This window comes from Pseudomonas phytophila (assembly GCF_025643095.1).
In the GTDB taxonomy this organism is placed as follows: domain Bacteria; phylum Pseudomonadota; class Gammaproteobacteria; order Pseudomonadales; family Pseudomonadaceae; genus Aquipseudomonas; species Aquipseudomonas quasicaspiana.
Map to the genome: position 1 here is coordinate 5,479,761 of NZ_CP081201.1, position 26,742 is coordinate 5,506,502.

General features: G+C 55.8%; 28 protein-coding genes and 1 pseudogene. 15 read left to right on the forward strand and 14 right to left on the reverse strand.

What is annotated here, in order from left to right; genetic code table 11:
- Positions 1 to 186 precede the first annotated feature (186 nt).
- Complete coding sequence (locus K3169_RS24805) at positions 187 to 531, forward strand: hypothetical protein (protein WP_231675269.1); 345 nt, start codon at positions 187 to 189, stop codon at positions 529 to 531.
- A gap of 186 nt (positions 532 to 717) precedes the next feature.
- Here K3169_RS24805 and K3169_RS29890 read toward each other — a convergent pair whose 3' ends face one another.
- Together K3169_RS29890 and K3169_RS24815 are read right to left on the reverse strand one after the other, a co-directional pair.
- Positions 718 to 987, reverse strand: a complete 270-nt coding sequence (locus K3169_RS29890) for an alpha/beta hydrolase fold domain-containing protein (RefSeq protein WP_263268486.1) — start codon at positions 985 to 987, stop codon at positions 718 to 720.
- 54 nt (positions 988 to 1,041) lie between these two features.
- The gene (locus K3169_RS24815; RefSeq protein WP_263268487.1) at positions 1,042 to 1,635 is read right to left on the reverse strand and encodes a TetR/AcrR family transcriptional regulator; all 594 of its coding nucleotides are present in this window, start codon (positions 1,633 to 1,635) and stop codon (positions 1,042 to 1,044) included.
- Between the two features lie 99 nt (positions 1,636 to 1,734).
- On the opposite strand from K3169_RS24815, the gene K3169_RS24820 reads away from it, so the two are divergent.
- From K3169_RS24820 to K3169_RS24835, 4 genes are all read left to right on the forward strand, one after another.
- Complete coding sequence (locus K3169_RS24820) at positions 1,735 to 2,493, forward strand: SDR family oxidoreductase (RefSeq protein WP_263268488.1); 759 nt, start codon at positions 1,735 to 1,737, stop codon at positions 2,491 to 2,493.
- Between the two features lie 192 nt (positions 2,494 to 2,685).
- Positions 2,686 to 3,117 carry a MarR family winged helix-turn-helix transcriptional regulator gene (locus K3169_RS24825; RefSeq protein WP_263268490.1) on the forward strand — a complete coding sequence of 144 codons (432 nt, stop codon included), beginning with the start codon at positions 2,686 to 2,688 and terminating at the stop codon, positions 3,115 to 3,117.
- A 28-nt stretch (positions 3,118 to 3,145) separates the two neighbouring features.
- Entirely contained in the window at positions 3,146 to 3,862 is a 717-nt protein-coding gene (locus tag K3169_RS24830) for a nitroreductase (RefSeq protein WP_263268492.1), read from the forward strand.
- A gap of 135 nt (positions 3,863 to 3,997) precedes the next feature.
- A complete protein-coding gene (locus K3169_RS24835; protein WP_411567013.1) occupies positions 3,998 to 4,732 on the forward strand; it encodes an NADPH-dependent F420 reductase in 735 nt (244 codons plus the stop codon).
- Positions 4,733 to 5,168: 436 nt separating this feature from the next.
- Here K3169_RS24835 and K3169_RS24840 read toward each other — a convergent pair whose 3' ends face one another.
- Positions 5,169 to 5,609, reverse strand: coding sequence for a hypothetical protein (locus K3169_RS24840; RefSeq protein WP_263268493.1), 441 nt, complete (start codon positions 5,607 to 5,609; stop codon positions 5,169 to 5,171).
- 144 nt (positions 5,610 to 5,753) lie between these two features.
- Between K3169_RS24840 and K3169_RS24845 the strand changes: the two genes are divergently transcribed.
- Both K3169_RS24845 and K3169_RS24850 read left to right on the forward strand, forming a co-directional pair.
- On the forward strand, positions 5,754 to 6,524 hold the full coding sequence (locus tag K3169_RS24845; RefSeq protein WP_231675266.1) for an SDR family NAD(P)-dependent oxidoreductase: 771 nt from the start codon (positions 5,754 to 5,756) through the stop codon (positions 6,522 to 6,524).
- A gap of 43 nt (positions 6,525 to 6,567) precedes the next feature.
- Positions 6,568 to 7,296: an SMI1/KNR4 family protein gene (locus tag K3169_RS24850; protein WP_231675265.1), complete on the forward strand. Its 729-nt coding sequence runs from the start codon at positions 6,568 to 6,570 to the stop codon at positions 7,294 to 7,296.
- A 370-nt stretch (positions 7,297 to 7,666) separates the two neighbouring features.
- On the opposite strand, the gene K3169_RS24855 is transcribed toward K3169_RS24850, so the two are convergent.
- The 5 genes from K3169_RS24855 to K3169_RS24875 form a co-directional block, all read right to left on the reverse strand.
- Complete coding sequence (locus K3169_RS24855) at positions 7,667 to 8,488, reverse strand: hypothetical protein (protein WP_263268494.1); 822 nt, start codon at positions 8,486 to 8,488, stop codon at positions 7,667 to 7,669.
- A gap of 213 nt (positions 8,489 to 8,701) precedes the next feature.
- Positions 8,702 to 9,022 (reverse strand): hypothetical protein, encoded by a 321-nt coding sequence (locus K3169_RS24860; RefSeq protein ID WP_263268495.1) that lies wholly within the window; start codon positions 9,020 to 9,022, stop codon positions 8,702 to 8,704.
- A gap of 6 nt (positions 9,023 to 9,028) precedes the next feature.
- Positions 9,029 to 9,604 carry a DUF1444 family protein gene (locus K3169_RS24865; RefSeq protein ID WP_317633746.1) on the reverse strand — a complete coding sequence of 192 codons (576 nt, stop codon included), beginning with the start codon at positions 9,602 to 9,604 and terminating at the stop codon, positions 9,029 to 9,031.
- A complete protein-coding gene (locus tag K3169_RS24870) occupies positions 9,558 to 9,920 on the reverse strand; it encodes a hypothetical protein (RefSeq protein WP_263268498.1) in 363 nt (120 codons plus the stop codon). Before K3169_RS24870 ends, K3169_RS24865 begins: the two co-directional genes overlap by 47 nt.
- A 246-nt stretch (positions 9,921 to 10,166) precedes the next feature.
- The gene (locus tag K3169_RS24875) at positions 10,167 to 10,478 is read right to left on the reverse strand and encodes a hypothetical protein (RefSeq protein ID WP_099270565.1); all 312 of its coding nucleotides are present in this window, start codon (positions 10,476 to 10,478) and stop codon (positions 10,167 to 10,169) included.
- Positions 10,479 to 10,759: 281 nt separating this feature from the next.
- On the opposite strand from K3169_RS24875, the gene K3169_RS24880 reads away from it, so the two are divergent.
- The 3 genes from K3169_RS24880 (at position 10,760) to K3169_RS24890 (ending at position 11,892) form a co-directional block, all read left to right on the forward strand.
- Positions 10,760 to 11,164 carry a hypothetical protein gene (locus tag K3169_RS24880; protein WP_263268500.1) on the forward strand — a complete coding sequence of 135 codons (405 nt, stop codon included), beginning with the start codon at positions 10,760 to 10,762 and terminating at the stop codon, positions 11,162 to 11,164.
- A 96-nt stretch (positions 11,165 to 11,260) separates the two neighbouring features.
- Positions 11,261 to 11,503: a hypothetical protein gene (locus K3169_RS24885; RefSeq protein ID WP_263268502.1), complete on the forward strand. Its 243-nt coding sequence runs from the start codon at positions 11,261 to 11,263 to the stop codon at positions 11,501 to 11,503.
- A gap of 74 nt (positions 11,504 to 11,577) precedes the next feature.
- On the forward strand, positions 11,578 to 11,892 hold the full coding sequence (locus K3169_RS24890) for a hypothetical protein (protein WP_263268503.1): 315 nt from the start codon (positions 11,578 to 11,580) through the stop codon (positions 11,890 to 11,892).
- 44 nt (positions 11,893 to 11,936) lie between these two features.
- Here K3169_RS24890 and K3169_RS24895 read toward each other — a convergent pair whose 3' ends face one another.
- The 3 genes from K3169_RS24895 to K3169_RS24905 form a co-directional block, all read right to left on the reverse strand.
- The gene (locus K3169_RS24895) at positions 11,937 to 12,302 is read right to left on the reverse strand and encodes an SMI1/KNR4 family protein (RefSeq protein WP_263268505.1); all 366 of its coding nucleotides are present in this window, start codon (positions 12,300 to 12,302) and stop codon (positions 11,937 to 11,939) included.
- Positions 12,303 to 12,737: 435 nt separating this feature from the next.
- Entirely contained in the window at positions 12,738 to 13,766 is a 1,029-nt protein-coding gene (locus K3169_RS24900; RefSeq protein ID WP_263268507.1) for a hypothetical protein, read from the reverse strand.
- Between the two features lie 51 nt (positions 13,767 to 13,817).
- Positions 13,818 to 14,039 carry a VOC family protein gene (locus tag K3169_RS24905; RefSeq protein ID WP_406643759.1) on the reverse strand — a complete coding sequence of 74 codons (222 nt, stop codon included), beginning with the start codon at positions 14,037 to 14,039 and terminating at the stop codon, positions 13,818 to 13,820.
- A 328-nt stretch (positions 14,040 to 14,367) separates the two neighbouring features.
- Here K3169_RS24905 and K3169_RS24910 point away from each other — a divergent pair.
- Together K3169_RS24910 and K3169_RS24915 are read left to right on the forward strand one after the other, a co-directional pair.
- A pseudogene (locus K3169_RS24910) lies at positions 14,368 to 15,540 on the forward strand (FAD-dependent monooxygenase); the annotation flags it as partial.
- 2 nt (positions 15,541 to 15,542) lie between these two features.
- On the forward strand, positions 15,543 to 16,034 hold the full coding sequence (locus K3169_RS24915; RefSeq protein ID WP_263268510.1) for a hypothetical protein: 492 nt from the start codon (positions 15,543 to 15,545) through the stop codon (positions 16,032 to 16,034).
- Between the two features lie 133 nt (positions 16,035 to 16,167).
- Here the strand turns inward: K3169_RS24915 and K3169_RS24920 are convergent, their stop codons facing one another.
- The 3 genes from K3169_RS24920 to K3169_RS24930 all read right to left on the reverse strand — a co-directional run bounded on the left by K3169_RS24920 (position 16,168) and on the right by K3169_RS24930 (position 19,310).
- Positions 16,168 to 16,920, reverse strand: coding sequence for a substrate-binding periplasmic protein (locus tag K3169_RS24920; RefSeq protein WP_263268512.1), 753 nt, complete (start codon positions 16,918 to 16,920; stop codon positions 16,168 to 16,170).
- 177 nt (positions 16,921 to 17,097) lie between these two features.
- Positions 17,098 to 18,642, reverse strand: a complete 1,545-nt coding sequence (locus K3169_RS24925) for an ATP-binding protein (protein WP_263268514.1) — start codon at positions 18,640 to 18,642, stop codon at positions 17,098 to 17,100.
- Positions 18,639 to 19,310, reverse strand: a complete 672-nt coding sequence (locus tag K3169_RS24930; protein ID WP_087274254.1) for a heavy metal response regulator transcription factor — start codon at positions 19,308 to 19,310, stop codon at positions 18,639 to 18,641. The genes K3169_RS24925 and K3169_RS24930 overlap by 4 nt, the downstream gene beginning before the upstream one ends.
- Positions 19,311 to 19,456: 146 nt before the next feature.
- Here K3169_RS24930 and K3169_RS24935 point away from each other — a divergent pair, with 146 nt between their 5' ends.
- The 3 genes from K3169_RS24935 (at position 19,457) to K3169_RS24945 (ending at position 26,552) form a co-directional block, all read left to right on the forward strand.
- Complete coding sequence (locus K3169_RS24935; RefSeq protein WP_122708475.1) at positions 19,457 to 19,957, forward strand: GlcG/HbpS family heme-binding protein; 501 nt, start codon at positions 19,457 to 19,459, stop codon at positions 19,955 to 19,957.
- Between the two features lie 15 nt (positions 19,958 to 19,972).
- Positions 19,973 to 20,383: a hydroxyisourate hydrolase gene (uraH, locus tag K3169_RS24940; RefSeq protein WP_027900118.1), complete on the forward strand. Its 411-nt coding sequence runs from the start codon at positions 19,973 to 19,975 to the stop codon at positions 20,381 to 20,383.
- 553 nt (positions 20,384 to 20,936) lie between these two features.
- Positions 20,937 to 26,552 carry a putative Ig domain-containing protein gene (locus K3169_RS24945; protein WP_263268519.1) on the forward strand — a complete coding sequence of 1,872 codons (5,616 nt, stop codon included), beginning with the start codon at positions 20,937 to 20,939 and terminating at the stop codon, positions 26,550 to 26,552.
- Positions 26,553 to 26,742: the final 190 nt, after the last annotated feature.

Consider the following 26,742-nt stretch of genomic DNA (forward strand, 5'->3'; position numbering starts at 1 on the left):
TTTGACGACAACACGTCCCTCTCGCACTCTGCTTTACCCCTTTCGTTCACCAGGCTTCCCATGACACTCCCGACCGTAGTGCTGCTCGACTTCTGGCCACAGCCCAGTACGTCGCCCGAACCCGTGGTGTTCGCCACGGACACACAGCTATGTTTGCGGTACTGCGCCGATGGGGAGGAAATAGTTTTGATCCATTTTCCCCTGGTAAAAAAAATCCAGTTCGGCTGGCCAAACGATGAGGCTTTGGGCGGCCATCCATTGATTGGACTTGGCCTCAAGCAATACCAGATTCATCGGGTGGATAATTCGCCCTGGCTGGCAGAGCTTGAGCAGAGAAACGCCATTCATCCGCGACACGATAAGCGACTGTTTGTAGAAGATGCCATCCACTATGTCTTTACGTTTCAGGACTCAACTTTGGAATGCATCGTATCTGAGGGGCCGTTCTGGTATCCAAAAGTACAAGTCTTTACTTCGGAGCAGGAGGCAAGGGATGGCTGGCGCAAACTGATAAATGAAGTGGACACATGAACTCAATTGCCAGGAGCGGATGACAGCTCTGGGTCGGAAGTGGCCTTCCGTAACAGGCAGGAATCGGCCATACGCTGTCGCTGAACAGATAGCTGATATTCACCTGCTTACCTGAAAGCCCTTGGAGGAAGGACTCAGTGAGGCTGGCTATTTCGTATCGCCTGATCCAAGAACACGGTCACATTTTTAACTGCTTGAATCCCTTCCGGCAAAATGGCTGCAACATATGCCAGACGTGAAGCATCCTTGGCCACACATCCAGGGAAACACGTACCCGGTTCTCCCCAGATGGCTGGCGAAGCGCATCGCGTCACCGAGCATCACTTCGTTTTCCCCGATCCACACAAGGATGGGAGGTAACCCTCGGACATCGGCAAATACGGGCGATGCACCGGGATCAGGGGACAGCCGATTGGAAGGGGCAAATTCGTACTTTTTTTGCAGAGTGGCTTTCACCAAATTGTTAGTTGCACTCCGTGTTCCAGGCCGTTTGATGCTGTACTTGGCATTTTACCTGGACGTTTTTTCCGTCAGGCTTTCGGGGCTGCCCGAGGAAAGACCATCCATCACTAGCTCCATCAGTCTGGCGAGGCGGGGGCGCCATTCGCTCTGGGAATCCATCTGCCATATCCCGGCAATAGCTAAAAAGAAATCGTCGTTGGTCACTCCGCTACGAATCGTTCCGGCTTTTTCATTTGCCCTCAAAAGTAACTCGGCGGCACCCTGGACTGGAGCGTATCCCGACTTCCCTGGGAATTCATAGATAGACGCCGCTTGTTGTATCGCCGCAGCGAGTCCTGCCTTTGTCATCGCATATTCAGCAAGGCAGTCCATCCACTCTCGCAGGGCATCCTTGGGTGGTTTTGTCGCGAGGAGCTGCTCCGCCAACGATGCCACCTGTTGCATTTCAAACTGGTAGACCTCGAATACCAGCTTCTCTCTAGTGGCGAAGTGGCGATAGAACGTGCCCTGCCCTACACCCGCTTTCTTGGCAATCGTACTCAACGGAACCGCGGGATCGACAGTAAGCTCAACTACTGCGATTTCCAGTATCCGTTCACGGTTTTTTTTGGCGTCAGCTCGCATCACCAATTTGTCAGTCATGAGAAAGGTTTTCCATCACCGCATTGCCAATCGGACAATTGTCCGCTATTTTCCGCAAGTGGACATCTGTCCACTTGCGCATTGCATCTGGAGTTTACTATGAACACCACTGGCAACACGATTCTGGTTACTGGCGGCACCTCAGGCATAGGCCTTGGCTTGGCGCTCAGGCTTCACCAAGCAGGCAACAAAGTCATCATTGCGGGCCGTCGCAAGGGTTTGCTCGACAAAATTGCCTCTGATCATCCGGGTATCAAATCAGTACTGCTGGACGTTTCCGATCCACACTCCATCCAGCGAACCATCGAAGCACTAGCAGTCAGCCATCCAGATCTGAACGTCCTTATAAACAACGCTGGAATCATGCATTGGGAGGACCTGACTGATCAGCAATACCTGAGCACAGCCGAAGACATTGTGACCACCAACCTGCTTGGCACGATCCGGATGGTGTATGCATTTACTCCCCATCTTATGAAACAGCCCAGTGCAACGATTGTTAACGTCAGCTCGGCTTTGGCATTCGTACCCCTCCCTGCCACTCCGACCTATAGCGCAACTAAAGCGGCAGTTCATTCGTTCACTCAAAGTCTTCGCGTTCAACTCGAAACCTCATCAGTCGAAGTTATCGAGCTTGCGCCGCCAGGTGTACGTACCACTCTGCTTGGGCAGGAAAATGATGAGCATGCGATGCCCTTGGAAGAGTTTTTAGACGAAATTTTTGAACTGCTCAAGGTTTCTCCGACCCCACCGGAACTCGTCGTTGAGCGTGCCAAACCATTAAGGTTTGCTGAAGCGAGTGGTTCACATGACCAAGTCTTGAAAATGCTTGCGGGATACAAACCACCGTCAGAGTGAAACGATTGCTATGGATAGCGCTCTGTGACTCAGGTAGCCAGATCGAGTCTGTCTACCCACCCGGCACACGCCTAAGACCCAGGGCTGCAAGCCCTATTCGATTCGACAATTCGTCGAAGGCAATCAGCGGCCATTGACAGTGGAGAGACGCTTCCTGAATATATAGCGCACTATACAATAGCGAGCTATTCAATGACCTCCAATCGGAAACACGTCGGTATGCAGCTCTCTTTTGCGCTTTATGCGGCGGCAAATCGGATGGTGCGATTGCACAAACCTTACCTGGAGCCGTTAGGCCTTACCTTCCCGCAATACCTTGTGGTCCTGGAGCTTCTAAACGGCTCGCCACTTTCTGTAGGTGCTCTTGGAACCCGCTTGGCGATGGACGCTGGAACCATAACCCCGTTGCTCAAGAGGCTTGAGGCTGCGGGTCTCCTCACTCGCACGCGGGATCCCGCTGACGAACGTCGCGTGATGATCGATCTGACACCTGAAAGCCGCATGTTAGAGGCTGACATTCAGGGGATCACTAGCAAAATCAAGTCGGCTTGCCAGCTTGATGAGCGGGGTATCGATGAGCTTCGGCGCACATTAGATGCGCTCGGCCATCCGGCGACTGATTGAACATTTTTCACACTTGTACGAGGGCGTCATGACCAATTCAATCGCTAGATTCAACGCCAATACGGCGCTGGATGACACCCTGAAATTCCAGAAGACGGCCCGCACACGGCGGTCTTTTCGTGGTTTTTTAGATACCACTGTACCCGACCACATCATTGAGGAAGTGTTGAAGGATTCACAGTGTGCGCCCTCCAACTGCAATACACAGCCGTGGGATGTACACATCGTTAGAGGGCAAAAACTGAAAGAGCTTTCGCATATTCTTCATGCAAAAAACGATGCTGCCGAATTCACACCAGACTTTTCGTTCGATATGGATGCCTTTTACGGCGTTTATGGGGATCGCAAGAATGCACAGAGCAAAGCCTACTACGAGGCGATGAACGTTATGCGTGAGGACAAGGAAGGGCGCCGTCGTGCCGCAGCCTTAAATGTGTCCTTTTTTAATGCTCCCCAGGCCGTTTTTTTATTCATGCCAGTATTTGGTGACAATGTTCGAACTGCTGGTGACATTGGCATGTATGGGCAGACCTTTCTACTGTCTCTTGCTGCCCGAGGTTTAGGTGGCATTCCACAAACCTCGCTTGGTTTCTATGCCGCTACGATCCGAGAGGCGCTAGGTATCTCTGAAGAAATGAAAATGCTGTTTGGGATCTCATTCGGCTACCCAGACGACAGCGCTCCCGGTAACCGCATGCATATGGACCGTGTGCCGATAACCGAAAGCGTTACCTTTCATTCTTGATAAACCTTATTCAAAAGAGCGAGGCGACAGGCATGCCTCCGCTAGATCGCAGAGGCTGCACGGTACAATTGAGTCACTCGCACACTCAACCATGAAGCTCATCAAAATACTGCTGCAGGTGAAGAGGTAACTAAAGTGAAAATCGGAATTATCGGCGCAGGTAACATTGGAGCGACCCTTGCCCGCAAGCTCGCTGCATGTGGCCATGAAGTCAAACTGGCAAACTCAAAAGGTCCTGAGAGCATTCAACACCTTGCCAAGGAAATCGGCGCAAAAGCGGTGACCAAGGAAGAGGCCGTGTCCCAGGTAGACGTTGTCATCCTCTCGATCCCGTTCGCAAAATACCCGGATCTCAAAAAGACCTTGAGTCAACTTGCTCAGAACACTGTCGTCATCGACACCTCCAATTACTACCCAGGGCGCGACGGGGCAATCAAAGAAGTTGACGACGGCAAGCCAGAGAGTGTGTGGGTAAGTGAGCAGATTGGCCGCCCGGTCGTCAAGGCATGGAACGCAGCCCTCGCAGCGACCCTTGCTGACAAAGGTCAACCCGATGGGTCTTTGACGCGTATAGCCCTACCGGTAGCTGGGGGAGACAGTCTCGCAGAGGCAATCGCACAGGATCTTGTCGAAGATACGGGATTTACTGCCCTTGACTCTGGCAGCCTTGAAGATTCGTGGTGTCAGCAACCAGGCACTCCGGCTTACTGCACTGAACTGACCTTGCCAGAGCTGAAATTGGCGCTTAACGCGGCAGAAAAGGCACGGTCGCCTCAAAACCGCGACACGCTGATCGCCAGGTTTATGACTCCCGGCAGCCAGTTCACCCATGAGCAAATTGTTGCGACAAATCGCGCCATGACAGCTTGATTACCCTCTGAAGCGGCATTCCGATAGAGTTTGCCGCTCAGCGATCAGCCTGCTTTGCGTCGATAGCGGTCAGTTGCCCTTCAACCTTCCCGTCATGCAAGCCCCAGGATTCGACCAATGGCCATTGAGGCCCTTAGATATGTTTCGGGGTACACAACCAAGTTGTATCCGCACTTACCGACGATACTCCGGACTTGTCAGGCTAAGGGCGGGGCCACGGTCAATAAGGTGCGAAGAGTGCTCGTCCACGTATCAGTGAATAAGGCCCGGCTGGTGGGGACCGCATCTGAGTTCAACAATATCTCAAGGCCGATACGCAAGCGCAGAGTCGGAGCCTTGATGCTCTTGCCGAGTAAGATGCGGCGATGTGACTAAAGCGCATTCGAAATCAGATGCACGACTGGAGCTGCGGCTGTGTGGTCTCCAGAGTGAGCAGTCAGTAAAAGCCTGTGGCGCTATCAGGATCGAATACCGGGACCTGGTGCACGCTGACCATGTTGTAGTTGAGCATGAAGCCGACGCCGCCCTCGGACTCCATCACTTCTGCCACCCAGCCAATAGGGTTGATGAACAGTGAGTTGTCGTGGTTCAGCACGCCGACCGCCGCAGTGGTCTCATCATAATCCCAAACGACATCGCCCCAGTGCCAGCCCTGCCCTTCTACGTACTGTTGGCCGAGCAACGCGCCAAGCGCGAATATTTCGCCTTCGGGCAGCGTTGTGCCACTCGCTTTGCACTCACGCACCCGCGCCGTAATTGCCTCAACCACGTCAGCCGGAGCATGATCCTGAGTAAGGCTCAGTAAGCCGAGCCCTTGATGGATCAAACCTTTGAGCTCCTCTGCCAAATGGGCAGGCACCTTGCTGATTTCAGCCATTTCTATTCCTTCATTTAAAAAACTGCATCCAGGTTGAATAATATAGTGGCACAACGTATTGGGTTTTGACTTGTCAGCTTCATTAGCTCATTAACGGAAACTGAGTCATAAACAATACTTCAGCCATGCCCCTCAAGGTGCCTTATGAGTTTGATACCCGAACTGAACAGCGAAGCTCACGTGCTGGTTTGCGGAGCCAGCCGAGGTATCGGCCTGGCACTCTGCGCGGCTTTGCTGGCTCGCGATGATGTGGCTCAAGTCTGGGCCGTAGCACGAAAGGCAAGTACCTCCACAGAACTGGGAAAGCTTGCAGAGCAATATGGCGACCGTCTGAAACGAGCCGACTGCGACGCGCGCGATGAGCAATCCCTCGAAACACTCGTGAGCGAGACGCTTGAAGGATGCGATCATCTGCACCTCGTCATCAGTGCGCTGGGCATTCTTCATCAGGACGGCGCAAAACCAGAAAAGGGTCTGGCACAACTGACCCTTGCGAGCATGCAAGCGAGCTTTGCGACCAACACCTTTGCTCCAATCCTGCTGCTTAAACACCTGCTCCCGTTATTGCGCAAGCAACCCTCGACCTTCGCGGCACTCTCCGCGAGGGTTGGCTCTATTGGCGATAACCGATTGGGTGGCTGGTACAGCTACAGAGCCAGCAAGGCTGCACTCAACCAGTTACTACACACGGCCAGTATCGAATTAAAACGCCTAAACCCTGCGTCTACTGTTCTGGCAATACACCCAGGCACGACTGACACGGATCTGTCCAAGCCATTCCAGGCGAACGTGCCTGAAGGCCAACTGTTCGAACCGGCTTTCTCGGCGGACCGCATTATTGAGTTGGTAGGAGCGCATGGACCGTCCGACAGCGGGACCTTTTGGGCGTGGAACGACGAACCCATTGTCTGGTGAATTATTTCACTGACAACTCAAGACTATGGAGATCTATCGACGTATGAATCTGGCCCACGAAGACATCCGAGAATTTCTTACCAATGGCGTCGTTGTGGGTGATCTTCTTTTACCCACGCACTATGCCAAACCGGATCGTCTTGATGATTTTCAGGCTGGCTTCCGGACCCACGGGAATACCGGCGAAAGCCTGGTATCCGACATTGAAGGCGAATGGAATCCCGACTGGTATGTCCTCGCAATGACCGGGCTGGATGACCCGGTTTTTATTGCCGCGACCGAAGCTTCAAGCGGCTATCCCGTCTATACCGCACCCCACGGAGCAGGTCGGTGGGACGCCATACAGATAGCGCCGAGCATTATGGCTTTTCGCCGTTTGCTGGAAGCATTGGCAGAAGTGAATGATGACGCCGTCGAATTCAATCGCTTGATCATGGCGGAGATCGGCTCTGCGAATCAGTACTGGCGTGAAGTCATCGATGCGCGTCAGGAAGCAGAGCTTCTGGAGCAATCGACACCTGAAATCAGTGTCTATGATCCGGCTGATTTTGAAAGCGGCGACTTGATCGTTACTGCCTTTGGTCTCCATAAGCTCAAGGTCGTTCAGCTAGTCAGCAAAGGGAGCAAAGGGAGCAAATTGTCATTGAAAGAAGCACTGGCACTTGCCGACGCGCCTGAATTCAAGGCAGGAAGTGGCACCAGACTTCAACTGCGCCAGTTGCGTGACCGGCTGGAGGCTTTGGGCGCAACGGTCGAGTTCCGGCCTGATTGATAGCTGAGCGCGTAATGCCTCGCTTGTTTGGACGACTGCTCACTCAAACCGAACATTTCATTGCGTTCGAGATTGACACCGATATCACACACCGAGAACTTCAAGCCGTTGACCGCTGGGAGGATATCTCTGCTCAGCAGGACTACTCGGTATCGAAGAAAGGTATTGGGAAAGGCTATGGCGCTATAGCGCTGGAGGTCAGGCGACAACTTCTGTCCACGCCGCAATACTCGGCCATCAGAGCCGCCACTGAGGGTTTGTCGGGGAGTTGCCCAGAGTGTCCATAAGGTTCGCTTTCGGCCAGAAACGACCGATAGAATTAGACTACCCAGAAGTCCTGTCAGAGATTATTTGCATGCTGATTGAGTGCCTAAGGTGCGGCCTGAACACCAACTCCCTTCACCACCCCCAACGCAATAATTCTGCCCTCCCGCTCCAGCAAAAAGCGTGAGCCGGTAGCCGCCGAAACCGGCGCGCCAAGTTGCAGCGACATGTCGCCGCTGTCGCCAGGGTTGAGGGTATGGGTCGACGACACCCGCCCCTGGCTAACGCGGCCGTTTATCCAGACGGTGACGGGACTGTCTTTTTGCAGTGCCAACGTCCACTTCGACTCTAGCGGCGTTAGCAGATAGATAAACGTCGCCAGTTGCTGACCGTTGATAAAAGCGAGAGATTCCTCCGGCCGATCAGGGGTATTTTTGAGTGCAGCAAGAGCGTCGCTTAACTCATCGCCACCGCGCCACAAGGTCTTGACCGTGAACAGCGCAGCCTGATCGCCGTGCAGGTCATAGGTGCTCAGCACTGCCCGGGCCTCTTGCTCTTCCATCTTCAGCAATTCACTGTCTTTCACTCGGCCGGTGTTGACGAACAACAAAGACAGGCTGGGCACTCCCGCCTGCCGGGCGATCAGGATATGTTCACGAATAATTTGCAGCGGGCCTCGTGTTGCGTCGACCACAATCACCGCATGCTTTGCGCGCTGGGCCAGGGAGGCGATGCTTGAGGCGGAACTGCCCAGTGGCGCAGTCGCTACGCTGTTCGCGCCGGAACGGCATGGCTGCGTGCATTGTTTCAGCAATAACACGCGGGCGTCGTCACCAAGCACCACGATATCGGGGAGCGTGTTGCTCCATGTGGGCAGGGAAAACATGAGTAGCATGTAGGCGATTGCCTTACAGATTGTCGACTTCATTGAGTTCCTCTTAAGGTCGGTTCTAGCGATCACCTGCGCTCTCCTGCCACTCGCAATATTATCCTGGTGCCTGGATGATGCCAGGAGCGGTCATCCCGGTTGAGCTATCCGGAATGGCTTTGGCCTCGACGTTAAACCTGCTCAACAAGGCGGCACCGTCAGTGACACCAAGGATCTGATCAATTGCATTCGCTGGATAATTGGGAGTGTCATTCACAAGGCAGTCAAGCGATCAAGCTGCTCTGCTGAAGGGAATCCTAGTGTCCGATAGCGAGGTGGATAGCCAGCTTCTGTAGTCAGCAGATCGCCAAGCTGGGATTCAAGTTCGCTCCATAGAACGGTTTTGACTGTCGGCTCCCCACCCTCAAAGGGGTCAACCAACACGATGCGATCACTCTTGGGCAATAGGGTAGGCACATCTTTTGTCCAAGTGCTGATCGATACGGTTTTGCCGTTCTGGTCAGTCAGCTCGTAGAGAAGGTACGAGGCAACAAACACATCGACGCTCGTTTCAAGATTGACCTTATCGAGCAACTCTTTCTAATTACTGTAGCTACCCTGGAGCAGCAGATGTTCCAGCGTGGCCAGACGGTTATTGACCGCATCATCATCAGGGTGAAATGGGACGATATCGCGCCCGTCATAGGTATAAATGTCGGTGGAGACTGCCCTGCCCCTCTCAAGCGCTTTGAAACCAAGCTCGACCATCTGACGGATGCCTTGCTCGTCCTTGTCGCCCGTGACCATCAAGACGTCACGACTGGGGATCATGAACACCGGTCGACCTTTAACGGGTGCGCGCTGTAGAACATCTGGCAACAAGACTCTGCTGCTGTCGTATCCGTCCGCCCACTCCGCGGAGTAAAGCCCAGGGATAATTTCACCAAAGGCATCGTGCGTAGCATCGCGCAAGTTCTCAATGGAGATCGCCACTGCCTCATCCATTGTGACACCCCACTGCGCTTCAGGGCCGCTGGTAAGGGTGGCGGTGGACTCGGGAGAGTCAACGGCAAGCATAATCACACAGTCGCGGCCCAAGGGCTGATAAACGACATCGTGCCGCTTGTCGCTATGATTTTCTGGCGTGCTCCAGTCGAATTTCCTCAAGCATGGCAAGATTTCGAATCACCGGACGTAATTGCGATTTCACGTTTTCAAAGACCGTCCCGGTTCTCTGGCCAGACACCAACAGAGTCGATACGTACCCATTCAGAATTGCGACCTTCTGGGTCTTGTCTCCATTTTGATAGTCGTGAAAGGCGTTATGAAGATTGAAGTACGAGCCATTGTTATGACGGATGCGAAACTCGCTAGCCTGAAAGTCCATGGCCTCGCTGTAGCCAGCCTTGCGGGCTGAATCGATAAATTTTTTGGCAAATTCTTCCTGAGTCAGAGGACGACTGAAGATTTTGTCGAGCAGGGATTTGAGCATGCACAGGATCCTTCGTGTCAGCAGGCATTTGTAAACAGGGTGGGTTGGGCGAGGCTAAACTTGTTCACAGCTTGAACGGCTGCTTTCTATATCGACGGGTCTCAGATGAAAAACAGGGTCGTACACCTGGAGCTAATTTTATGAATCCTACAACCCGGACGGGCGTTATTTTATTGCAAATGCCCGCCTTTCACGATAGGCAGACATCAGCCAGAAGCTGCCCCCCAGAAAGCTAACGCCGAACGGTCAATCGTCAAACAAGGTCCAGCCATGGCAAATGCCGACAAAGTCTTTTGCAGTAAAAAACAATGTCAGCTCCTCTGGGTCAAATTCTTTGTAGAGCCAGTGCCCAGGTAGCGGGCCTCTCGTTATCACGTATTCCAGGTGGTATTTCTGGACGGTTCCAAAACTGCAGGAGCGTGAGTTCAACTCAAATCTGTCACCGCTGTTGAGCGCCCATAGATTTTCAACAAGGCATTCATCAAGCACCACCTCTCCCGCTATCTCAATGAGATGCTGCGAATGAAGTTTCTTCTGAAGCCTAACGCTTCTGGCCATATATCAACCTACGTATGAACTGTCCGGGCATCGGCATAATAATACTGGTACATGGCGATGACCGATCTGGTTGGAAAAAGCGGGCATTTCGAGTGTCGCTTGATTTAGGGGGGATGTCACTGCGTGGGCGGTTCTCGGTATCGTGGGAAATTTGGCGGTTCTCGTTATCACGGTCCAGTAAAACTCCTCGCGGTGATGGGCAATATGATATGTACTGACAGGCGGCTTGCAGCCATGAGCCGTTGATAGCGAAACGAATCCTGGAAGTGAGTAAATATTTTATGAACGAAGGTTGGCAAAACGACGATTACCTCATCGTACTCACACAGGATGAAAGCTTCGCTGCGATGAAAGCCTACCGGTTTGACCATTACCTGCGGGGCTACACGCTACTGGGCCTGAAGAGTTGGGATGACTTTGTAGTCATCAACTCTTGCGGAGTAATGTTTACGGTTCCAACGCTGCCACTTGATGTGTCCTGTATTGCACCGTATGAGCTGCCCCAGCAGATTTCGCTGGAGCCTGACGAGCAGTTCACAGGGAAGATCAAGTGGTATGTGAAGCCGTTAGCCTGCGGGGGCGACCCAACAGACCAAACGAATGTGGCGTGGGTCACTCATGAACAACATGCTGAACTTGTCGTCTGGTGGAACGAGCAGTACAAGCGCGCAGCTGTCGCGAAGTAAAGCTCTAGACTCAATACAGCCTTTAGGTGTTGGCATCGCCTGGAAGCCGCCTGATTTACACGGGATCCAGTGCACTCTCATCATTAGGTATCAGGAATGATCAAGCGCGTTGCGATTACGACACTGGCCTTTCTCATTGCACTCCCATCATTCGAATGGTTATTTAGTGAAGCGGCAGTGATGTTCGAATTGGCAAACACGGGAGCCACATCAAGAGCTGAGCTGGCAGACGACTTTGGTCTTGGCATCATTGGAATCATGGTTGTCTTGCCAGCAACCATAATCGGTGCAGTCATCACAGCATCAGTTGTCTGGTGGAAAATGAGCCCCCGAGAGTGAGGCTAAATGCCTGGCAGAACATCCAGAGCGGCTGAAAGAAGCGCTTCACGAGGCGATCCTCCTGTAAAACCCAAATGTTGGTTCCTGCCGTGAAGATAGTGAAATCTGTCCGTTTTGACGATGTCGACCTTGATCTGGAGTATGAGTACCGTGGCTACCATTACAGCGTGGAGCACGAAGGGAATATGTTCCTGATCAGAACTTACGATGACGAGCCTGGGCGGGCGATAGTCATAAGGCCGGCTACGATGCATACCAACGATAATCTTGGGCCGCTTGTCTCTTTCTTGCAGGCGGAGTTAGGAGTCTCCAGGATCAGGCTCTGCAAGGGAGACTTGGGAAGTTACGCCGAGATCGACCCTGAGACGTTAGCGTTCCTTCCCATTTGAATCAGGCTGCGACAGCAAGATTTTTTGGGGAGACGCACTCCAGGTCACTCAAGAGCTACGCAGACCTGTTCGAACCACGCAGCAAAGGTTGGCCAGCTTTCGTCTGTACTTCCGTTGTGTGACCAGTATCTAACAGCCCCCGCCTGCGATATGCAGAAGTAGTCGCTGTTATCCTCAATGAAAGGCAACCAATCCCGCGACAAGCCCTGAGCCCAGGCGGTTTCAGCAATTTCAAAGATATCCAGATGGCCGCATCCGCTCAAAATCAACGCGGGTTCAAACACGGCGTTCGCGACATCGCTGCCACCTTTCAGGAACTGGATATATTGATCGGGAAAGCGAAAATTGAGCCTGCTCTCCGCGTCAGCAATTTCAGCATCTGTTGGGATACGAAAAGGATCGTCTGTCATTCGTTCAAGTCCGAGTGTTGATCAGTATCGTGCGGTGAGCTTATTCAATCAGAAAGTGCAGGAGTCCGCTTTGGGTCGATAGCGGCGGCTGCACACTACGCCGTCAGTCATGGCATCAACGCTAACGTGATTCGAAAGTGGATGCCGCTGTACCGAGATCAGCCACCAGCGATGCTATCAGCTTTTATTCCAGTGAAATCTACGCCAAAACGGTCGACTGAAACGTCGGCGGTTATCGATCTGTCGTTTGGCGATCAATCGACCACAGTGAACTGGCCAACTTCTGATCATGAAGCTGGTGGTTCTATCACGCGACTTTAAAAGGCTGTAATTCGCGCCGAAAGGCGGCAATTCAGCTATCAGCAAGGTGTATCTGCCAGACGCTCACATTAAGCGAGCACAATAGGCTGAAGTCCGGTAAACCAACATCTCTCATTATTCAAAAATCCCTTTCACCAACGCGAGCCCTAGCGTCTCGCGCCTCGCATCAATCTCCTGATCAACCCCCCGCTTACCACTCACCAGCCGCATAGCTTTCAACTCTGGCAACGGCTGATCAAGCAAAGCCAGCAAATCCAACTCCGGCGTTTTATAAATCGACAACTTGCCAATCGGCGCTTCGCTCAACCCGTCAATTCGCCCAAGCGACTTGAGATTAGCCAAACGCAACGCCCGCAACCTGCTACCCGCCCCGAAAACCAGCTCACCCAAGTGCGGCTGATCCTCAATCTCCAACACCTCAAGCCTGGGAAAGCGTCCAGGCTCCAGCGCTTGCAACCCGCGGACCCGGAGCAGGCTCAAGTGCGTAACGCTGTCACTGAACAACTCCGGCATCGCCTCACGGCTGCCAAATCCGATTGAAAGAGTCTCCAAACCGGGTAACTTCGAGATCACCTCAAACGTGGTAGTGGCCGGCTGTCGGTACAGGCTGAGTTCGGTCAGTCCAGTAAGCGCTTCCAGCGGCTTCAGCCCCTGGGTTTTTGCATTCAGGTGCAGCACCCGCAGGTGGGGCAGGCGGCTGACCGAAGCGAGGTCCAGCTTTGGCCCCACTTCCTGGAAAACCCGCAGCATGGTCAGGTTTTGCAAGTTGCTAAAGGCCAATATCGGGTTCAGGTCAAGCTTGTCCACGCCAAGCGCCAGACTGCGCAGGTGCTCAAGGCTTGCCAGCGTCTCAAGCCGTTCGGCGTGATAGAGGCAATCGAGGGTCAAGGTCTGCACATTAGGCAGGGCTTCGAGTGTGCGACCGTCGAAGGGCTGGTCGGCGGCGTAGTGCCCGTAGAAGCGCACGTCGAGGCGATGGCCGTGTTGTGCGCACAAGGCATCCAACGCTGTCAATATCGGTGCCGGGTATTGCTCGGGCGCCGAGAACTGCACCACGACGTGTTCGTCACTGTTGCCGAGCAGTTCGGCCACGGTGGTTTGCAGGTCGTGCAACGAAGGTGATTGGATACGTTGGGGCAACATGGCACAGCCTTTTTAGCAGAGAGTAAGGGTCGATGTCAGGAGTGACGGCATTCACAACGTCGGTTTCGGCCGCTCTGGAGCGACTCGAATCCGCTTGCGATCCTCTTCCAATGAAGGCACATAGGGAAGTCCGCACCAGAGATCACCCAGGCTAAGATACGCCCCAGTCTTCCAGCGTGCAGACAACTTGAAGCCTAGCGTTTCCTCATAAAAGGCAATGCTGCTTAGCAAGCTGCATACGGCGAGGATGAGATGATTGAATCCGGTCAGCATGAGATCGCCTGAAACAGATGGACGGCTAGAATGTAGATCAGACAGGATGAAATGTCAGCTTTGGCTGCAATGAAGCTCAGCCCCCGGTGCCACATATCAGAATCATCCACCCAAGAGATCGTAAAGGCGGGATGCCCGGACGGTGACTTCTTATAAATTCAGCAATCGGCATTTGCGGTCAGGCTATATCGGGAACACGGTCGCCCCTGGACGTGATCACAAGCGCTCACCCGTTCAGTATTGCCTGTGCCAATAGCGACTAATGGCCCGTCGAGCTAACCCGGAATACGGCCCTATAAAACTTCACGGAGAAAGCCAGATGTCACGCCGCATTCTCATCACAGGAGCCAGCATCGCAGGCTGCGCCACCGCTTGGTGGCTGGCTCAGCAGAACTGCGATGTCACGGTCGTCGAGCAGGCGCCAGCCTTTCGGGACGGTGGGCAGAATGTTGATGTCCGGGGCCCGGCCCGGGAGGTGCTGCGGCTTATGGGGCTTGAGCAAGCGGTTAGAGATCACAATACTGGCGAGCGTGGAATAGCGTGGGTCGACAACCAAAACACGACCGTGGCTCGTATTGACCTGGCTGATCTGGAAGGCGACGGCCCTACCGCCGAGCTGGAGATATTGCGCGGCGATTTGGCTCGTCTCATCTACGAAGCATCATTGCCTCACACCGAGTATCGCTTCGGGGAGCGGGTCACTGCCGTTGTACAGGATGAAAAGGGAGCGATTGTCCGGTTCGAGAGCGGCACCGAGGAGCGCTTTGATCTGGTGATCGTAGCCGAAGGCGTTGGCTCGTACACTCGCGACATGGTGTTTCCCGAAGAGAACACACCTCGCTGGATGGATCTGGCGACTGCATTCTTCACCGTGCCACGCGCTTCGACGGACAGTGAGACCGCACGTTGGTATAACGCTCCCGGCGGTCGAAGCGCAGGCGTGCGCCCGGACAATAGTGGTACCACCCGCGCCTTCTTCAACATTCAGGGGCAGCGAAACGTGGCAACCGTCAGGACTATCGCCCAGCAGAAGGCTTTTCTGAAAACGCATTTCGAAGGTGCAGGATGGGAAGTACCACGCCTGCTCTCGGGCATGGAGGCAGCCGACGACTTCTGGTTCGACGATCTGCGGCAGGTGAAGATCAAGCGGTGGTCGGCGGGTCATGTGGTTCTCACCGGCGACGCCGCCTGGTGCGTCACCCCACTGGGAGGGGTTGGAGCTTCACTGGCCCTTGTAGGCGCATACGTGCTGGCTGGCGAACTCTCGAAATCCCATGATCTTTCTGCTGCGTTTGCAGCTTATGAGAGCGTCCTGCGACCCGTTGTCGAAAAGTCGCAGAACATCCCGAAGATCGTCCCCCGCCTGACCCACCCTCACAGCCGCGTGGGGATCACCTTGCTCCGTACCGTGCAGCGGATTGTTGCAAGTCCTGTTATTAGCAAGCGTGCAGCGAAATCGATTACTCCAGCTCTACAATCGTTCAAACTCCCGAGCTATTAACCGTGCTTAACGACGCGTTTCTCTGTCTCCTCGCCACACTCGATTTTCCAGACAAATATTGGGCGTTGTGCGACCGCTTCCCTTTAGTTCCTGGTTCATCATTTGCTGCGTCGAAAAAAGAGATACTTGCCGCCTTCGAAGCGGCTGGGGCCTCCATCCGCTACGACAGTCGCGATCGATCATTTGAGATCGAGTCGGAAAAGATTGGCGCGATTGAATGGAAGGCGTTGCTCGTAAAGCAGCGCGGAGGCCTCGAGTTCATGATTTCGGGGCTCGGCCCTGAAGGATATATCGGGTCTAACTTTGCTGTGCTTGCCTATGAGGGAAAGCGCAAGGAAGACCCAGGCTTTGTCCGCAGTCCGTTCTCAGGCCCCCCGCCATACCCAAGACCTTCAGCCTCAAATCCTGTTCAGCTCGCAGCTCTAGTGCAAGAGTTCGTTGGACTGGTGAGGGAAATCAAGGCAGCACTTCGCAAATGCGCAGAGGCTGTGTAACGGATCGCTCAGCGGGATCGAGGGACGACAAAGGTCACGCCCATTCTTAAAAATCGAAATGCTGATCAAACACCATCTGTCGTCCGTGATTGATCAGCACATTTTCCCAGCCCGTCAGATCAGGTATAAAGCATCACAAGTCACCTAATCTCTCATACCGCCCCTGAATCCGCCCCAGCTCCCCCGACTTTCGTAGTTTATCCAACGCCCTCCTCCACCCCGTCACCACCTCATCATCACAATCCAGACTGAACGCGATGTACAACGAAGACCGGTAAACCTCCACCGGTATCCGCCTCAGCGTGCCCGGCGGGATTTTCAGTTGGCGGGTGTAGTAAGCGACGCCTGCGTCGGTGTCGCCGACGATGATGTCGGTGCGCCCGGCAAGGAGCATGCGGTAAAGCTGAGGGCTTTGGGTGGCGGTTTTGTCGAGGTTGGTGAAGTTGAGGGCTTGCAAGGTGTCGGGCACCAGACCGGCGTGTCGGGTGGTCACCATTGGCGCCTGGCGGAGTTGTTCCAGAGTGTTTAACGGCGGAGCATCGGCCATTTGGTAAGGATGTATCGATTCCTCGACAATGGGACCGACCCATTTGTATAACGGCTCGCGCTCGGTATTACGGAACATGGAGTACATGATGGTTTTGGGACGCGAATTCAGTGCGTAGCTGGCGCGCATGCTGGGTAGCGGCACGATGTCGAAGTTGTCCCCGGTGAGTGCCATGATGGCCCGGACAATTTCGGTGGTCATTCCAGTGAGTTGGTTGTTTTCCACATAGTTGTAGGGCGCCCACTCTTCGGTCACGACCTGATAGTGATCGGCCCTGACGGGGGCGCTGAGTAACAGGCTGAGGCAGAGCAATGCTGCGTTGGGTATCGAATGTCTCACGTGTTCTGCCTGGTAGGCTGTGCGCGAAGGGTCGACCTTGTCTGCAAGGTCAAACTCAGCATAGACCCTTCCAGACATCTACCCCCTTGAACCACGCTGCAAACGGTGAGGTTTATCACGTTTCTTCAGCGATAAACCTGGGCAGAGCGGGTTTAGCACCGCTCAGGAAGGTGAACTTCAGGTCGGCAGAACCAGCGTGAAAACAGTCCCGGCGCTGTCACTTGTGACGGTGACCTGTCCGCCATGGGCTTGCATGATTGAGCGCACGATAGCCAGACCCAGTCCGCCCGAGTCGCCGGGCTGGTTACGGGAGGGATCGCAGCGATAAAAGCGCTCGAAAAGGTGCGGCAGATGCTCTGCGCCGATAGGCTCGCCAACGTTGTGGACGTAGATTTCCAAACCGCCCGTGCTCAGCGTGCTGCCGATGGTTACGGGGGTGTTCGGTGACGCATAACGCAGGGCGTTCGCGATCAGGTTGGCCAATGCGCGACGCAGTAATTCCGGGTCGGCGTTTAGCGTGCCCTGGCTCTTATCAAACACGGAATAACCATCTGAATAAACCTGGTCTTTCTGTTGGAGCGAAGCTTGCCCGCGAAGAACGATAGCGCGGTTTGCTTGACTTACCGAGTCGACGGCTTCGCGGGCAAGCCTCGCTCCAACAAGCCCATGCTTGCTGCACGACAGCGCGGTGTCAGTGACACTGGGGCGGCTCCTATTGATCAGCTCAATGCCGCGGTCTTCGCCCATGCCTTCGAAGTAATCACACAACTGGGCGACCAAGGCATGCAGGTCGATCTGTTGGCGGTTGATCGAGGCTTTGGGCTGTTCGGTACGCGCCAGGAACAACATGCTGTCGATCATGCGCGCCAGCCGTTCGTATTCTTCCTGATTGGAAACCAGCAGTTCCTGATAGACCTCAGGCGAGCGGCCGCGGCCCAGTGTTTGTTGGGTTTGCCCCATGAGATTGCTCAGCGGTGTGCGCATTTCATGGGCAAGGTCTTCGCTGAAGCGGGTGAGCTGGGCGAACCCGTCTTCCAGACGGGCGAGCATCTGGTTGAGGGCGTGACTCAGGGCGCTCAGTTCGTTGACGTCCTTGAACGCCTGCAACCGCAGGTGCAGGTGTTGCGCATCGATGCTGGCAGCGCGTGTCGCCAGCTGTCGAACCGGACGCAGCCCCCGCTGGCTGACCATCCAGCCCAGCAGGAACGCCAATACTGCGCCGACCAGCAAGGCCATCCAGATTTTCATGCGGTAGGCGCTGAGCATTTGCTCGCGCTCGTTGACCAGCTTTCCAGCGATCAACTTGAGGTGTCGATCGGTGCCTGGCACATCGAGCCACGCCAGCCGCAACGACTTGTCACCTGGGCTATCACCCAACTGTGGCGAAGGCGCTGCTGGCAACTCGGGCACTGGCAGGGCAAGCGGGTTGACGTCGATGAGCAGTTGCCCGGCGTCATCGACAATCCACAGCACATTATCGCGATTGCCCAGCATGTTTTCGTAAAGCTGCGGGCGTTTGCGCAAGGTGTCGATGCTGTCGCTGTCAGTGATCAGCGCCTGCATGCGCTGCACGCGACCGAGTAGCGCTTGATCATCGCGCCAGGTGATTTCGCGACTCAGGGATTGATAGAGGTAAAAGCCGACAGCGCCTAAAAGCAGCACGCTGACCAAAGCGAACATGAACGCCAGGCGCAGGCTCAGGGTTCGGGGCCACAGGGTCATTGCTGCAGCTCCAGCAGGTAACCAATGCCGCGCACGGTGTGGATAAGTTTCGCTTGGTAGGGGTCGTCGACTTTGGCACGCAGCCGCCGAATCGCGACGTCGACCACGTTGGTATCGCTGTCGAAATTCATTTGCCAGACGTGGGAGGCAATCAGCGCACGGGACAGGACTTCGCCTTCCCGACTGAGCAGAAGATGCAGCAGTGCGAATTCCTTGTTGGTCAGGTTCAGGCGTTCGCCATTACGGGTGACTTTGCGCTTGAGCAGGTCAAGGTGCAGATCGGCGATCTGAAACTGTTCCACTTCACGAGGCGGACCGCGACGCAACAAAGTGCGAACCCGGGCCAGCAGCTCCGCGTAGGAAAAGGGTTTCACCAGATAATCATCGGCACCCAGTTCGAGGCCTTTGACGCGATCTTCCACGGCGTCGCGTGCAGTGAGGAACAGCACCGGTGTCTGCCATTTACGGCGAATGATCTGCAGCAGTTGCCAGCCGTCGAGGCCGGGCAACATGACGTCGAGGATGATCAGGTCGAACTCGCTTTCCTGAACCAGATGCAGCCCGTCCAGACCGTTCAAGGCCACTTCCACCAGATAGCCGGATTCCCCCAGCCCTTTGCGCAGGTAATCCGCTGTTTTCGCTTCGTCTTCAACCACCAGGATACGCATTAAGTCCTCCGCCACTGATGCATAGCGTAAGCCGATACGCCGCCCCATCTCATTACAAATACGTAATCCGCAGGCAATCAGTTTGTGCGGAAGGCTTGGGCAGTATGGCTGGCAATTGCTCAGCCGAGCCTGAACCGGAGATTTGCATGCTGATCCGAAGCGTCACCCTTTCTTTATTGACACTGGCCATGGGGTCCGGCGTCGCGCTGGCCGATGTGCCGAACGTCGCCCAGCGTCCGGATGTCACCCTGAAGCTTGCCAATGACCTGCTGAGTGCAACCTTGGCGGCCTGTCACGCCGATGGCAAAACCGCTGTCGCTGCGGTGGTTGATCGCGGCGGCAATCTGGTTGCCGTGCAGCGCGACGACAATGTTGGCCCGCACAACACGCTCGCGGCGCAACGCAAAGCCTTTACTGCGCTGTCGACCAAAACCCCGACGCGACTGCTGTCCGAACGCGCTCGCAACAACCCCGAAGCCGAGAACCTCAACACCCTTGATGAGCTGCTGCTGTTAGGCGGCGGCGTGCCGTTAAAGGTGGGCGATCAGGTTATCGGCGCTATCGGCGTTGCGGGTGCAGGTGGTGCGGAAGTCGATGAAGGCTGCGCGCTGAAAGGCATCGCTCACGTTTTACCCAACCTCAAATAATCTGGAATATCACATATGAACATGTTCAAAACACTGATTGCAGGCGCTGTATTGAGCGGCCTTTCGTCCATCGCGCTGGCCGCGGGTAATCCGCTGAGCGTACACGTGCTGAACCTGCAGGACGGCCTGCCCTCCTCCGATGTCAGCGTGACGCTGGAAAAGCAGGAAGGTCAGGGCTGGAGCACGCTGAATAAAGGCGTCACCAATGAGCAAGGCCGAATTACCGGACTGTACCCGGAAGGCAAGACGCTGGAGAAAGGCACCTATCGCGTAACGTTCAAGACAGGTGAATGGTTCCAGAAGCACCAGACGGCGAGTTTCTTTCCGGAAGTACCGGTGATCTTCAATGTGGACGGCAGCTTGCCGCATTACCACATTCCGCTGCTAATCAGCCCTTATGGGTTCTCGACGTATCGCGGGAGCTAGTAGGCGCATTGTTGCGTGGATGGATCTGACATAAGCGCCATCGTTCATCGCGAGCAAGCTCGGCTCCCACAGGGGAATGCATTCCTGCAGAGATAACAGCGCAGCACCGACATGAGCAAGCGCCGAATATTTAAAGCGAACTCCGTATCTGTGGGAGCTGGGCTTGGTCTGGGCGGCATTCCGACGATTCAGACACTTCGGTGTATCAGGCATACCGCGTCATCGTTCACCGCGAGCAAGCTCGGCTCCAAATAATAAGCATCGCATTCCCTTGTAGGAGCTGCCGAAGGCTGCGAAGGCGTTTTGCCTGACGCACCACATCGCAGCCTTCGGCAGCTCCTACAAGGGTGTGTGGTAATTAATCACTAAGTAATGGCGTCAACAAAACGTCTAAAAATCACATTCGTTACACATCGTTTTTTCCAACCGCCGAACGGGCGACGGTTTCCCGACGCACGGTCACAACTTTTACGCGTCTTCGTGTCATATCAGAGTGCTAGCCGATTGGATTTTGGCAGCCGAGCAACCTAAGCCTGATAACGGAGATAACCCCATGATTTTTAACGTCCAAAATTTTGGCGCCAAAGGAGATGGCGTCACGGATGACACCGCTGCCATCCAAAAGGCTATTGATGCAGCAGCAGCGGCAGGCGGGGGTCAGGTTTATATTCCGCCAGGGACGTTCATTGTCAGTGGGGGTGAGGAACCGTCGGACGGCTGCCTCATGCTCAAAAGCAATGTGTACATGTACGGCGACGGGATGGGCGTTTCGAACATCAAGGTGGCTGACGGCTCGGATACGAAAATCACCGGCATCATTCGCTCGGCGTACGGCGAAGAAACCCACGACTTCGGCCTCAGCAACCTGACCCTCGATGGCAACCGGGATAACACCACCGGCAAGATCGACGGCTGGTTCAACGGTTACATTCCCGGCCAGGAAGGTTACGACTCCAACGTCACCCTGGACGGCGTCGAAATCAAGGACTGCTCCGGTTACGGCTTCGACCCGCACGAACAGACCGTCAACATGGTCATCAAGAACAGCGTGTCCCACGGCAATGGCCTGGACGGCTTCGTGGCTGACTTTCTCAGCAACAGCACGTTCGAGAACAACGTCGCCTACGACAACGACCGCCATGGCTTCAACGTGGTCACCAGCACTCACGACTTCACCCTGACCAATAACGTCGCCTACAACAATGGCGGCGGCGGGATCGTGGTACAGCGCGGCAGCGAGAACATTCCTTCGCCGAGCAACATCGTCATCACCGGTGGCGAGGTTTACGGCAACGGTGCCGAAGGCGTGCTCATCAAGTTGTCCAGCGATGTCACCCTCAGCGGCGTGGATATCCACGACAACGGCAGCGCCGGGGTGCGGATCTACGGCAGCAACAACGTTGACGTGACCGACAACACCCTTAGCAACAACGCCCTGAAAGGCGGTGTACCGGAAATCATCATCCAGTCCTACGACGATACCCTTGGCGTCTCCGGCAAGTATTTCAACGGCAGCGACAACACGATTCAGGGCAACACCATCACCGGCAGCAACCTGTCGACCTACGGCGTGGCCGAACGCAACGAAGATGGCACCGACCGCAACGCGATCATCGGCAACACCATTGGCCATACCACCAAGGGCGAGACCCTTGTTTATGGCGATGGCAGTTACGTCAGCGCCACCGTTCCAGTCGTCACTGTTCAGGGCACCGACGGCAACGACACGCTGATCGGCAGCAGCGCCAATGAAATCCTTTATGGCGCAGCCGGTAACGACGTGATCAATGCCGGGGCAGGAGCCGATATCCTGGTCGGCGGCGCGGGCGTCGACAAGCTCACCGGCGGTGCGGGCGCGGATACCTTTCGCTTCGCCAGCCAGTCCGACAGCTATCGCAACGCGACGAACAGCTTCGTCGACACCGTTACCGATTTCGATGTCACTCAAGACAAGATCGATATCGCCGACCTGGGCTTCACCGGGCTGGGTACCGGTCGCGGCGGCACCTTGCAGCTCACCTACAACGCCAGCAACGACCGCACCTACATCAAGGATTACGATGCGGATGCCAACGGCAATCGCTTCGAGCTGATTCTGAACGGCAATCTCACCAGCACGCTGACGGCCGACAACTTCATCTTCAACCGGACGGTAACCGGCACCAGCGGCAACGACTCGTTGCAGGGCACGGCGGCGGCAGACACCCTGCTTGGCCTGGCCGGTAACGACAGCCTGGCTGGCGGTGCGGGCGATGACACGCTCAATGGCGGCTCGGGCATGGACACGCTCAGCGGTGGTGCGGGCGCGGACACCTTTGTGTTCTCCGAACGCACGGACAGCTACCGCAACTACAACGCAGGCGGCGCTAACCTGGGTGACCTGATCACCGACTTTGATCGCACCGCCGACAAGATCGACGTCTCGGCATTGGGCTTCACCGGTCTGGGCGATGGCAAAAACAACACCCTGTATCTGGTGCTCAACGACGCCGGGACCAAGACTTACATCAAGTCACTGGAAGCCGATGCCAACGGCAACCGCTTCGAGATCGCGCTGGATGGCAATTACCTCGACAAGCTGACCAACGCCAACTTCGTCTTCGCCACCGCGCCCACCACCAATCAGGCGCCGATCGTTGCGACGCCGCTGCTGGATCAGAATGCGACGGAAAACACCGCGTTCAGCTATGTCGTACCTGCGACCAGTTTCACCGATCCTGACAATGACAGCCTCAGCTACACCGCATCCCTCGCCGACGGCAGCGCCCTGCCCGGCTGGCTGACGTTCGACGCTGCCAGCCGCACGCTCAGCGGTACGCCGGACAGCACCGCTTCGGGCAACTACTCAGTGAAAATTACTGCCACTGACGGCAGCAATGCCGCGGTCAGCGACAGTTTCACACTGGCGGTGCAGGACGTTCCGGGTGCGCCGATCATCATCAATGGCACGCCAAACAACGACACCCTGACGGGCACTGCGGCCAACGAGCAATTGCTGGGCGGTGCAGGCAACGACACGCTCAACGGCGGCGCGGGCAACGATATTCTTGTCGGCGGTGCCGGTGCGGACAAACTTACCGGTGGTGACGGCGCTGACGTTTTCCGCTTCACCTCGAAGATGGACAGTTATCGCACCAGCACGACCAGCGCCAGTGATCAGATCCTTGATTTCGACGTAGCCGCCGACAAGATCGACGTTTCGACGCTGGGTTATACCGGCCTGGGCAACGGCCTCAACGGCACGCTGCAAGTGACCTACAACGCGTCGAACAATCGCACTTATCTCAAGGACAACACGGTCGACGCCAACGGCAACCGCTTTGAGGTTTCAATGGCGGGCAATCTGGTCAACAGCCTGACGGCCAACCATTTCGTGTTCGCTGACCAGAACACGCCGAGCAATGTCGCGCCAGTCGTAGTGATTCCGCTGCTGGACCAGAACGCCACTGAAAACACCGCCTTCTCGTACACGGTGACCAGCGACAGCTTCGCCGATGGCAACAAAGATGTGTTGAGCTACAGCGCCACCCTCGCAGACGGTACAGCACTGCCTTCATGGTTGAGCTTTGACGCCGTCAACCTGACCTTCAGCGGCACACCCACCAGCGCAGCGGCAGGCAACTACGACGTACTGATCAAAGCCACCGACCCAGCGGGTGCGTCGGTCAGTGACAACTTCGCATTGGTGGTGGCGGATGCTCCGGCCAATACCATCGCAGGCACAGACAACGCTGAAACCCTGACAGGTACAGCAGGCGCGGACCTGATTCTGGGTCTGGGCGGCAACGATACAATCCGCGCGGGTGCCGGGGCGGATATTATTGACGGCGGCGCCGGACGTGACTCGCTTTACGGCGGTGAAGGTGCCGACACGTTCCGCTACAGCAACGTGCTCGACAGCTATCGCGACTATGACGCGGGCGGGGTTACCGCAACCGACACGATCTATGACTTCACCCAGGGTGTGGACAAGATCGATGTCTCGGCCTTGGGCTTCCTCGGCCTGGGCGACGGCAGCAACGGCACGCTGTACATGACCCTCAATGAGGCGGGCGACAAGACCTACGTCAAATCCAGTGTGCCCGATGCCGATGGCAATCGTTTCGAGATCGCCCTCAGCGGTAACTACCTCAACACGCTGACCGCCGACGACTTCGTTTTCGGCCAACGCGCCCAGCAGGACATTCTTTACCTGCCGACGCTCGGGCAGTCCAACGCGCGACTGCTGCGCATGACCGAGGACGATGATCAATCCGGCACCTCGATGCTGGTCAACGACCTGAGCAAGTACACCACTTACGACGTGCGCAGCCAGTTCAACGATGCTGACGGCAATGGCATCGACATCGCAGTGGGCGGCAGCACCGTCAACGGCATGTCCACACTGGGCGCCGAAGAGCTGAAATTGTGCTGGTGGCTGACCGACACCAACGAGCCGGGCCCGGCGCTGTTGCGTGCCGTTGCACTGCTGCAGAACCAGCTCACCGAGCTCAAGGCCATAGATAACGTCAAGATGGGCATCATCTGGGGTCAGGGCGAAGAAGCGGCGCAGGAAATTGGCCGGGCCACTGACAAACAGGCAGCGGCTGCGGACTACAAAGCGGCAACACTGGCGGTGTTCGACTACCTGCACGCGCAGGTCGGCAGCTTCGATGTGTACATGATGGAGACGGGTCACTACGACCAGGACGCCGCCCGTGCACGGGGTTATTCCGAAGAGAAGATCGCGCAGATTGTTGAGGGTGTGGACTACGTCCGCGCCACACAGGACGCGATTGCTGCCGAACGTACCGACGTGAAACTGGCCGTTGATTACACCGACTTGCCGTTGCGTCATGAAGTCGATCCGCTGGTATATCCCGATGACGTCTGGCACTTGCATGAAGAGTCCGCAGAAATCGTTGGCCAGCGTCTGGCTGACTACATTGCTGATGACTTGGGCTTCAAGGGCAACCCGAACGATAACAACAGCGTGCAGGACATCTTCGACAACGCTCATAACGAAGGAGGGATGATCTTCGGAACCGATCAGGCCGACACGCTGGTTGGTACCTCGGGCAACGACACGCTGGACGGCGACCTGGGCGCTGACACCATGACCGGCGGCGACGGCAACGACATTTATGTGGTCGACAACGCTTTCGACAGCGTGGTGGAAAGCAACACCTCCCCGGCGCAGATCGACACCGTGCAGGCCTCGGTTAGCTGGACACTGGGCGACAACCTGGAAAATCTGGTGTTGACCGGCGTCTCGGCAATCGACGGGACAGGCAACGCGGTCCGCAACTTCATCACCGGTAACTCGGCCAATAACGTCATTAACGGTGCGGCTGGTGCGGACAGCATGAGCGGTGGCAACGGCAGCGACACCTATTACGTGGACGACATCGGCGACAACGTGATCGAGACCAACAGTGACAAGGTGTCGGGCGGTACCGACAGCGTTCACAGCAGCCTGGCGACCTACACCCTCACGGCGAACGTTGAAAACCTGTACATCGACAGCAACGCGGCGGCCAATGGCATCGGTAACGCGCTGGACAACATCCTGTTCGCGGGTGCTGGCGATAACGTGCTGGAAGGCCGTGATGGCAACGATACGGTTTCGTTCGAGCGCGCTCTGGCGGGCATCACTGCGACGCTGTCCACCTCTGCGCAGCAAAACACCGTGGGCTCGGGACTGGATACCCTCAAGGGCATCGAAAACCTGACCGGCAGTGCTTATGCCGACACCCTCTCCGGCAACAGCAGCGCCAACGTGCTGAATGGCGGCGCCGGCAATGACACGCTGGTGGGTGGTGCAGGCAATGACCGACTGATCGGCGGCGAAGGCACGGACAGTCTGACCGGCGGAACAGGCGCTGACACTTACGTCTTCGGCTCGCTTTCGGACATGGGCACCGGTGCCTTGCGGGACGTCATCAGCGGCTTTAAAACCGCTGATGGTGATCAACTGGACTTCACCGGTCTGGATGCCAACCCGCTGACCAGCGGGATGGACGCCTTCAAGTTCATCGGCAGCAACGCCTTCGACACCGCAGACGCCACCGGCCAGATTCGTTTCGCCGACGGCATCCTCTACGGCAGCCTGAATGCGGACGCCACCGCGGAGTTCGAAATCCAGCTGGTCGGTGTCAAGGAGCTGCACGCCAGCGACTTTACGGCCTGATCAGTGTGAGGGGATCCGGTGTGGCTTCTGATATCAGGGGCTGCATCGGATCTCTACACATTGGTCTGTAGGAGCTGCCGAAGGCTGCGAAGGCGTTTTGCCTGAGACACCGCAGTTCGCAGCCTTCGGCAGCTCCTACAGATTCCCTTGTCACTGCTCAATGGCGAGTTACTTTCCCTGTGGGAGCCGG

Bases quoted from the DNA above. Each gene is read 5' to 3' on its own strand.
- K3169_RS24815 (WP_263268487.1), bottom strand. From the start codon at position 1,635: ATGACTGACAAATTGGTGATGCGAGCTGACGCCAAAAAAAACCGTGAA.
- K3169_RS24820 (WP_263268488.1), top strand. From the start codon at position 1,735: ATGAACACCACTGGCAACACGATTCTGGTTACTGGCGGCACCTCAGGC.
- K3169_RS24825 (WP_263268490.1), top strand. From the start codon at position 2,686: ATGACCTCCAATCGGAAACACGTCGGTATGCAGCTCTCTTTTGCGCTT.
- K3169_RS24830 (WP_263268492.1), top strand. From the start codon at position 3,146: ATGACCAATTCAATCGCTAGATTCAACGCCAATACGGCGCTGGATGAC.
- K3169_RS24840 (WP_263268493.1), bottom strand. From the start codon at position 5,609: ATGGCTGAAATCAGCAAGGTGCCTGCCCATTTGGCAGAGGAGCTCAAA.
- K3169_RS24845 (WP_231675266.1), top strand. From the start codon at position 5,754: ATGAGTTTGATACCCGAACTGAACAGCGAAGCTCACGTGCTGGTTTGC.
- K3169_RS24850 (WP_231675265.1), top strand. From the start codon at position 6,568: ATGAATCTGGCCCACGAAGACATCCGAGAATTTCTTACCAATGGCGTC.
- K3169_RS24855 (WP_263268494.1), bottom strand. From the start codon at position 8,488: ATGAAGTCGACAATCTGTAAGGCAATCGCCTACATGCTACTCATGTTT.
- K3169_RS24870 (WP_263268498.1), bottom strand. From the start codon at position 9,920: ATGCTCAAATCCCTGCTCGACAAAATCTTCAGTCGTCCTCTGACTCAG.
- K3169_RS24875 (WP_099270565.1), bottom strand. From the start codon at position 10,478: ATGGCCAGAAGCGTTAGGCTTCAGAAGAAACTTCATTCGCAGCATCTC.
- K3169_RS24880 (WP_263268500.1), top strand. From the start codon at position 10,760: ATGAACGAAGGTTGGCAAAACGACGATTACCTCATCGTACTCACACAG.
- K3169_RS24885 (WP_263268502.1), top strand. From the start codon at position 11,261: ATGATCAAGCGCGTTGCGATTACGACACTGGCCTTTCTCATTGCACTC.
- K3169_RS24890 (WP_263268503.1), top strand. From the start codon at position 11,578: ATGTTGGTTCCTGCCGTGAAGATAGTGAAATCTGTCCGTTTTGACGAT.
- K3169_RS24895 (WP_263268505.1), bottom strand. From the start codon at position 12,302: ATGACAGACGATCCTTTTCGTATCCCAACAGATGCTGAAATTGCTGAC.
- K3169_RS24900 (WP_263268507.1), bottom strand. From the start codon at position 13,766: ATGTTGCCCCAACGTATCCAATCACCTTCGTTGCACGACCTGCAAACC.
- K3169_RS24905 (WP_406643759.1), bottom strand. From the start codon at position 14,039: ATGCTGACCGGATTCAATCATCTCATCCTCGCCGTATGCAGCTTGCTA.
- K3169_RS24925 (WP_263268514.1), bottom strand. From the start codon at position 18,642: ATGACCCTGTGGCCCCGAACCCTGAGCCTGCGCCTGGCGTTCATGTTC.
- K3169_RS24930 (WP_087274254.1), bottom strand. From the start codon at position 19,310: ATGCGTATCCTGGTGGTTGAAGACGAAGCGAAAACAGCGGATTACCTG.
- K3169_RS24935 (WP_122708475.1), top strand. From the start codon at position 19,457: ATGCTGATCCGAAGCGTCACCCTTTCTTTATTGACACTGGCCATGGGG.
- uraH (WP_027900118.1), top strand. From the start codon at position 19,973: ATGAACATGTTCAAAACACTGATTGCAGGCGCTGTATTGAGCGGCCTT.
- K3169_RS24945 (WP_263268519.1), top strand. From the start codon at position 20,937: ATGATTTTTAACGTCCAAAATTTTGGCGCCAAAGGAGATGGCGTCACG.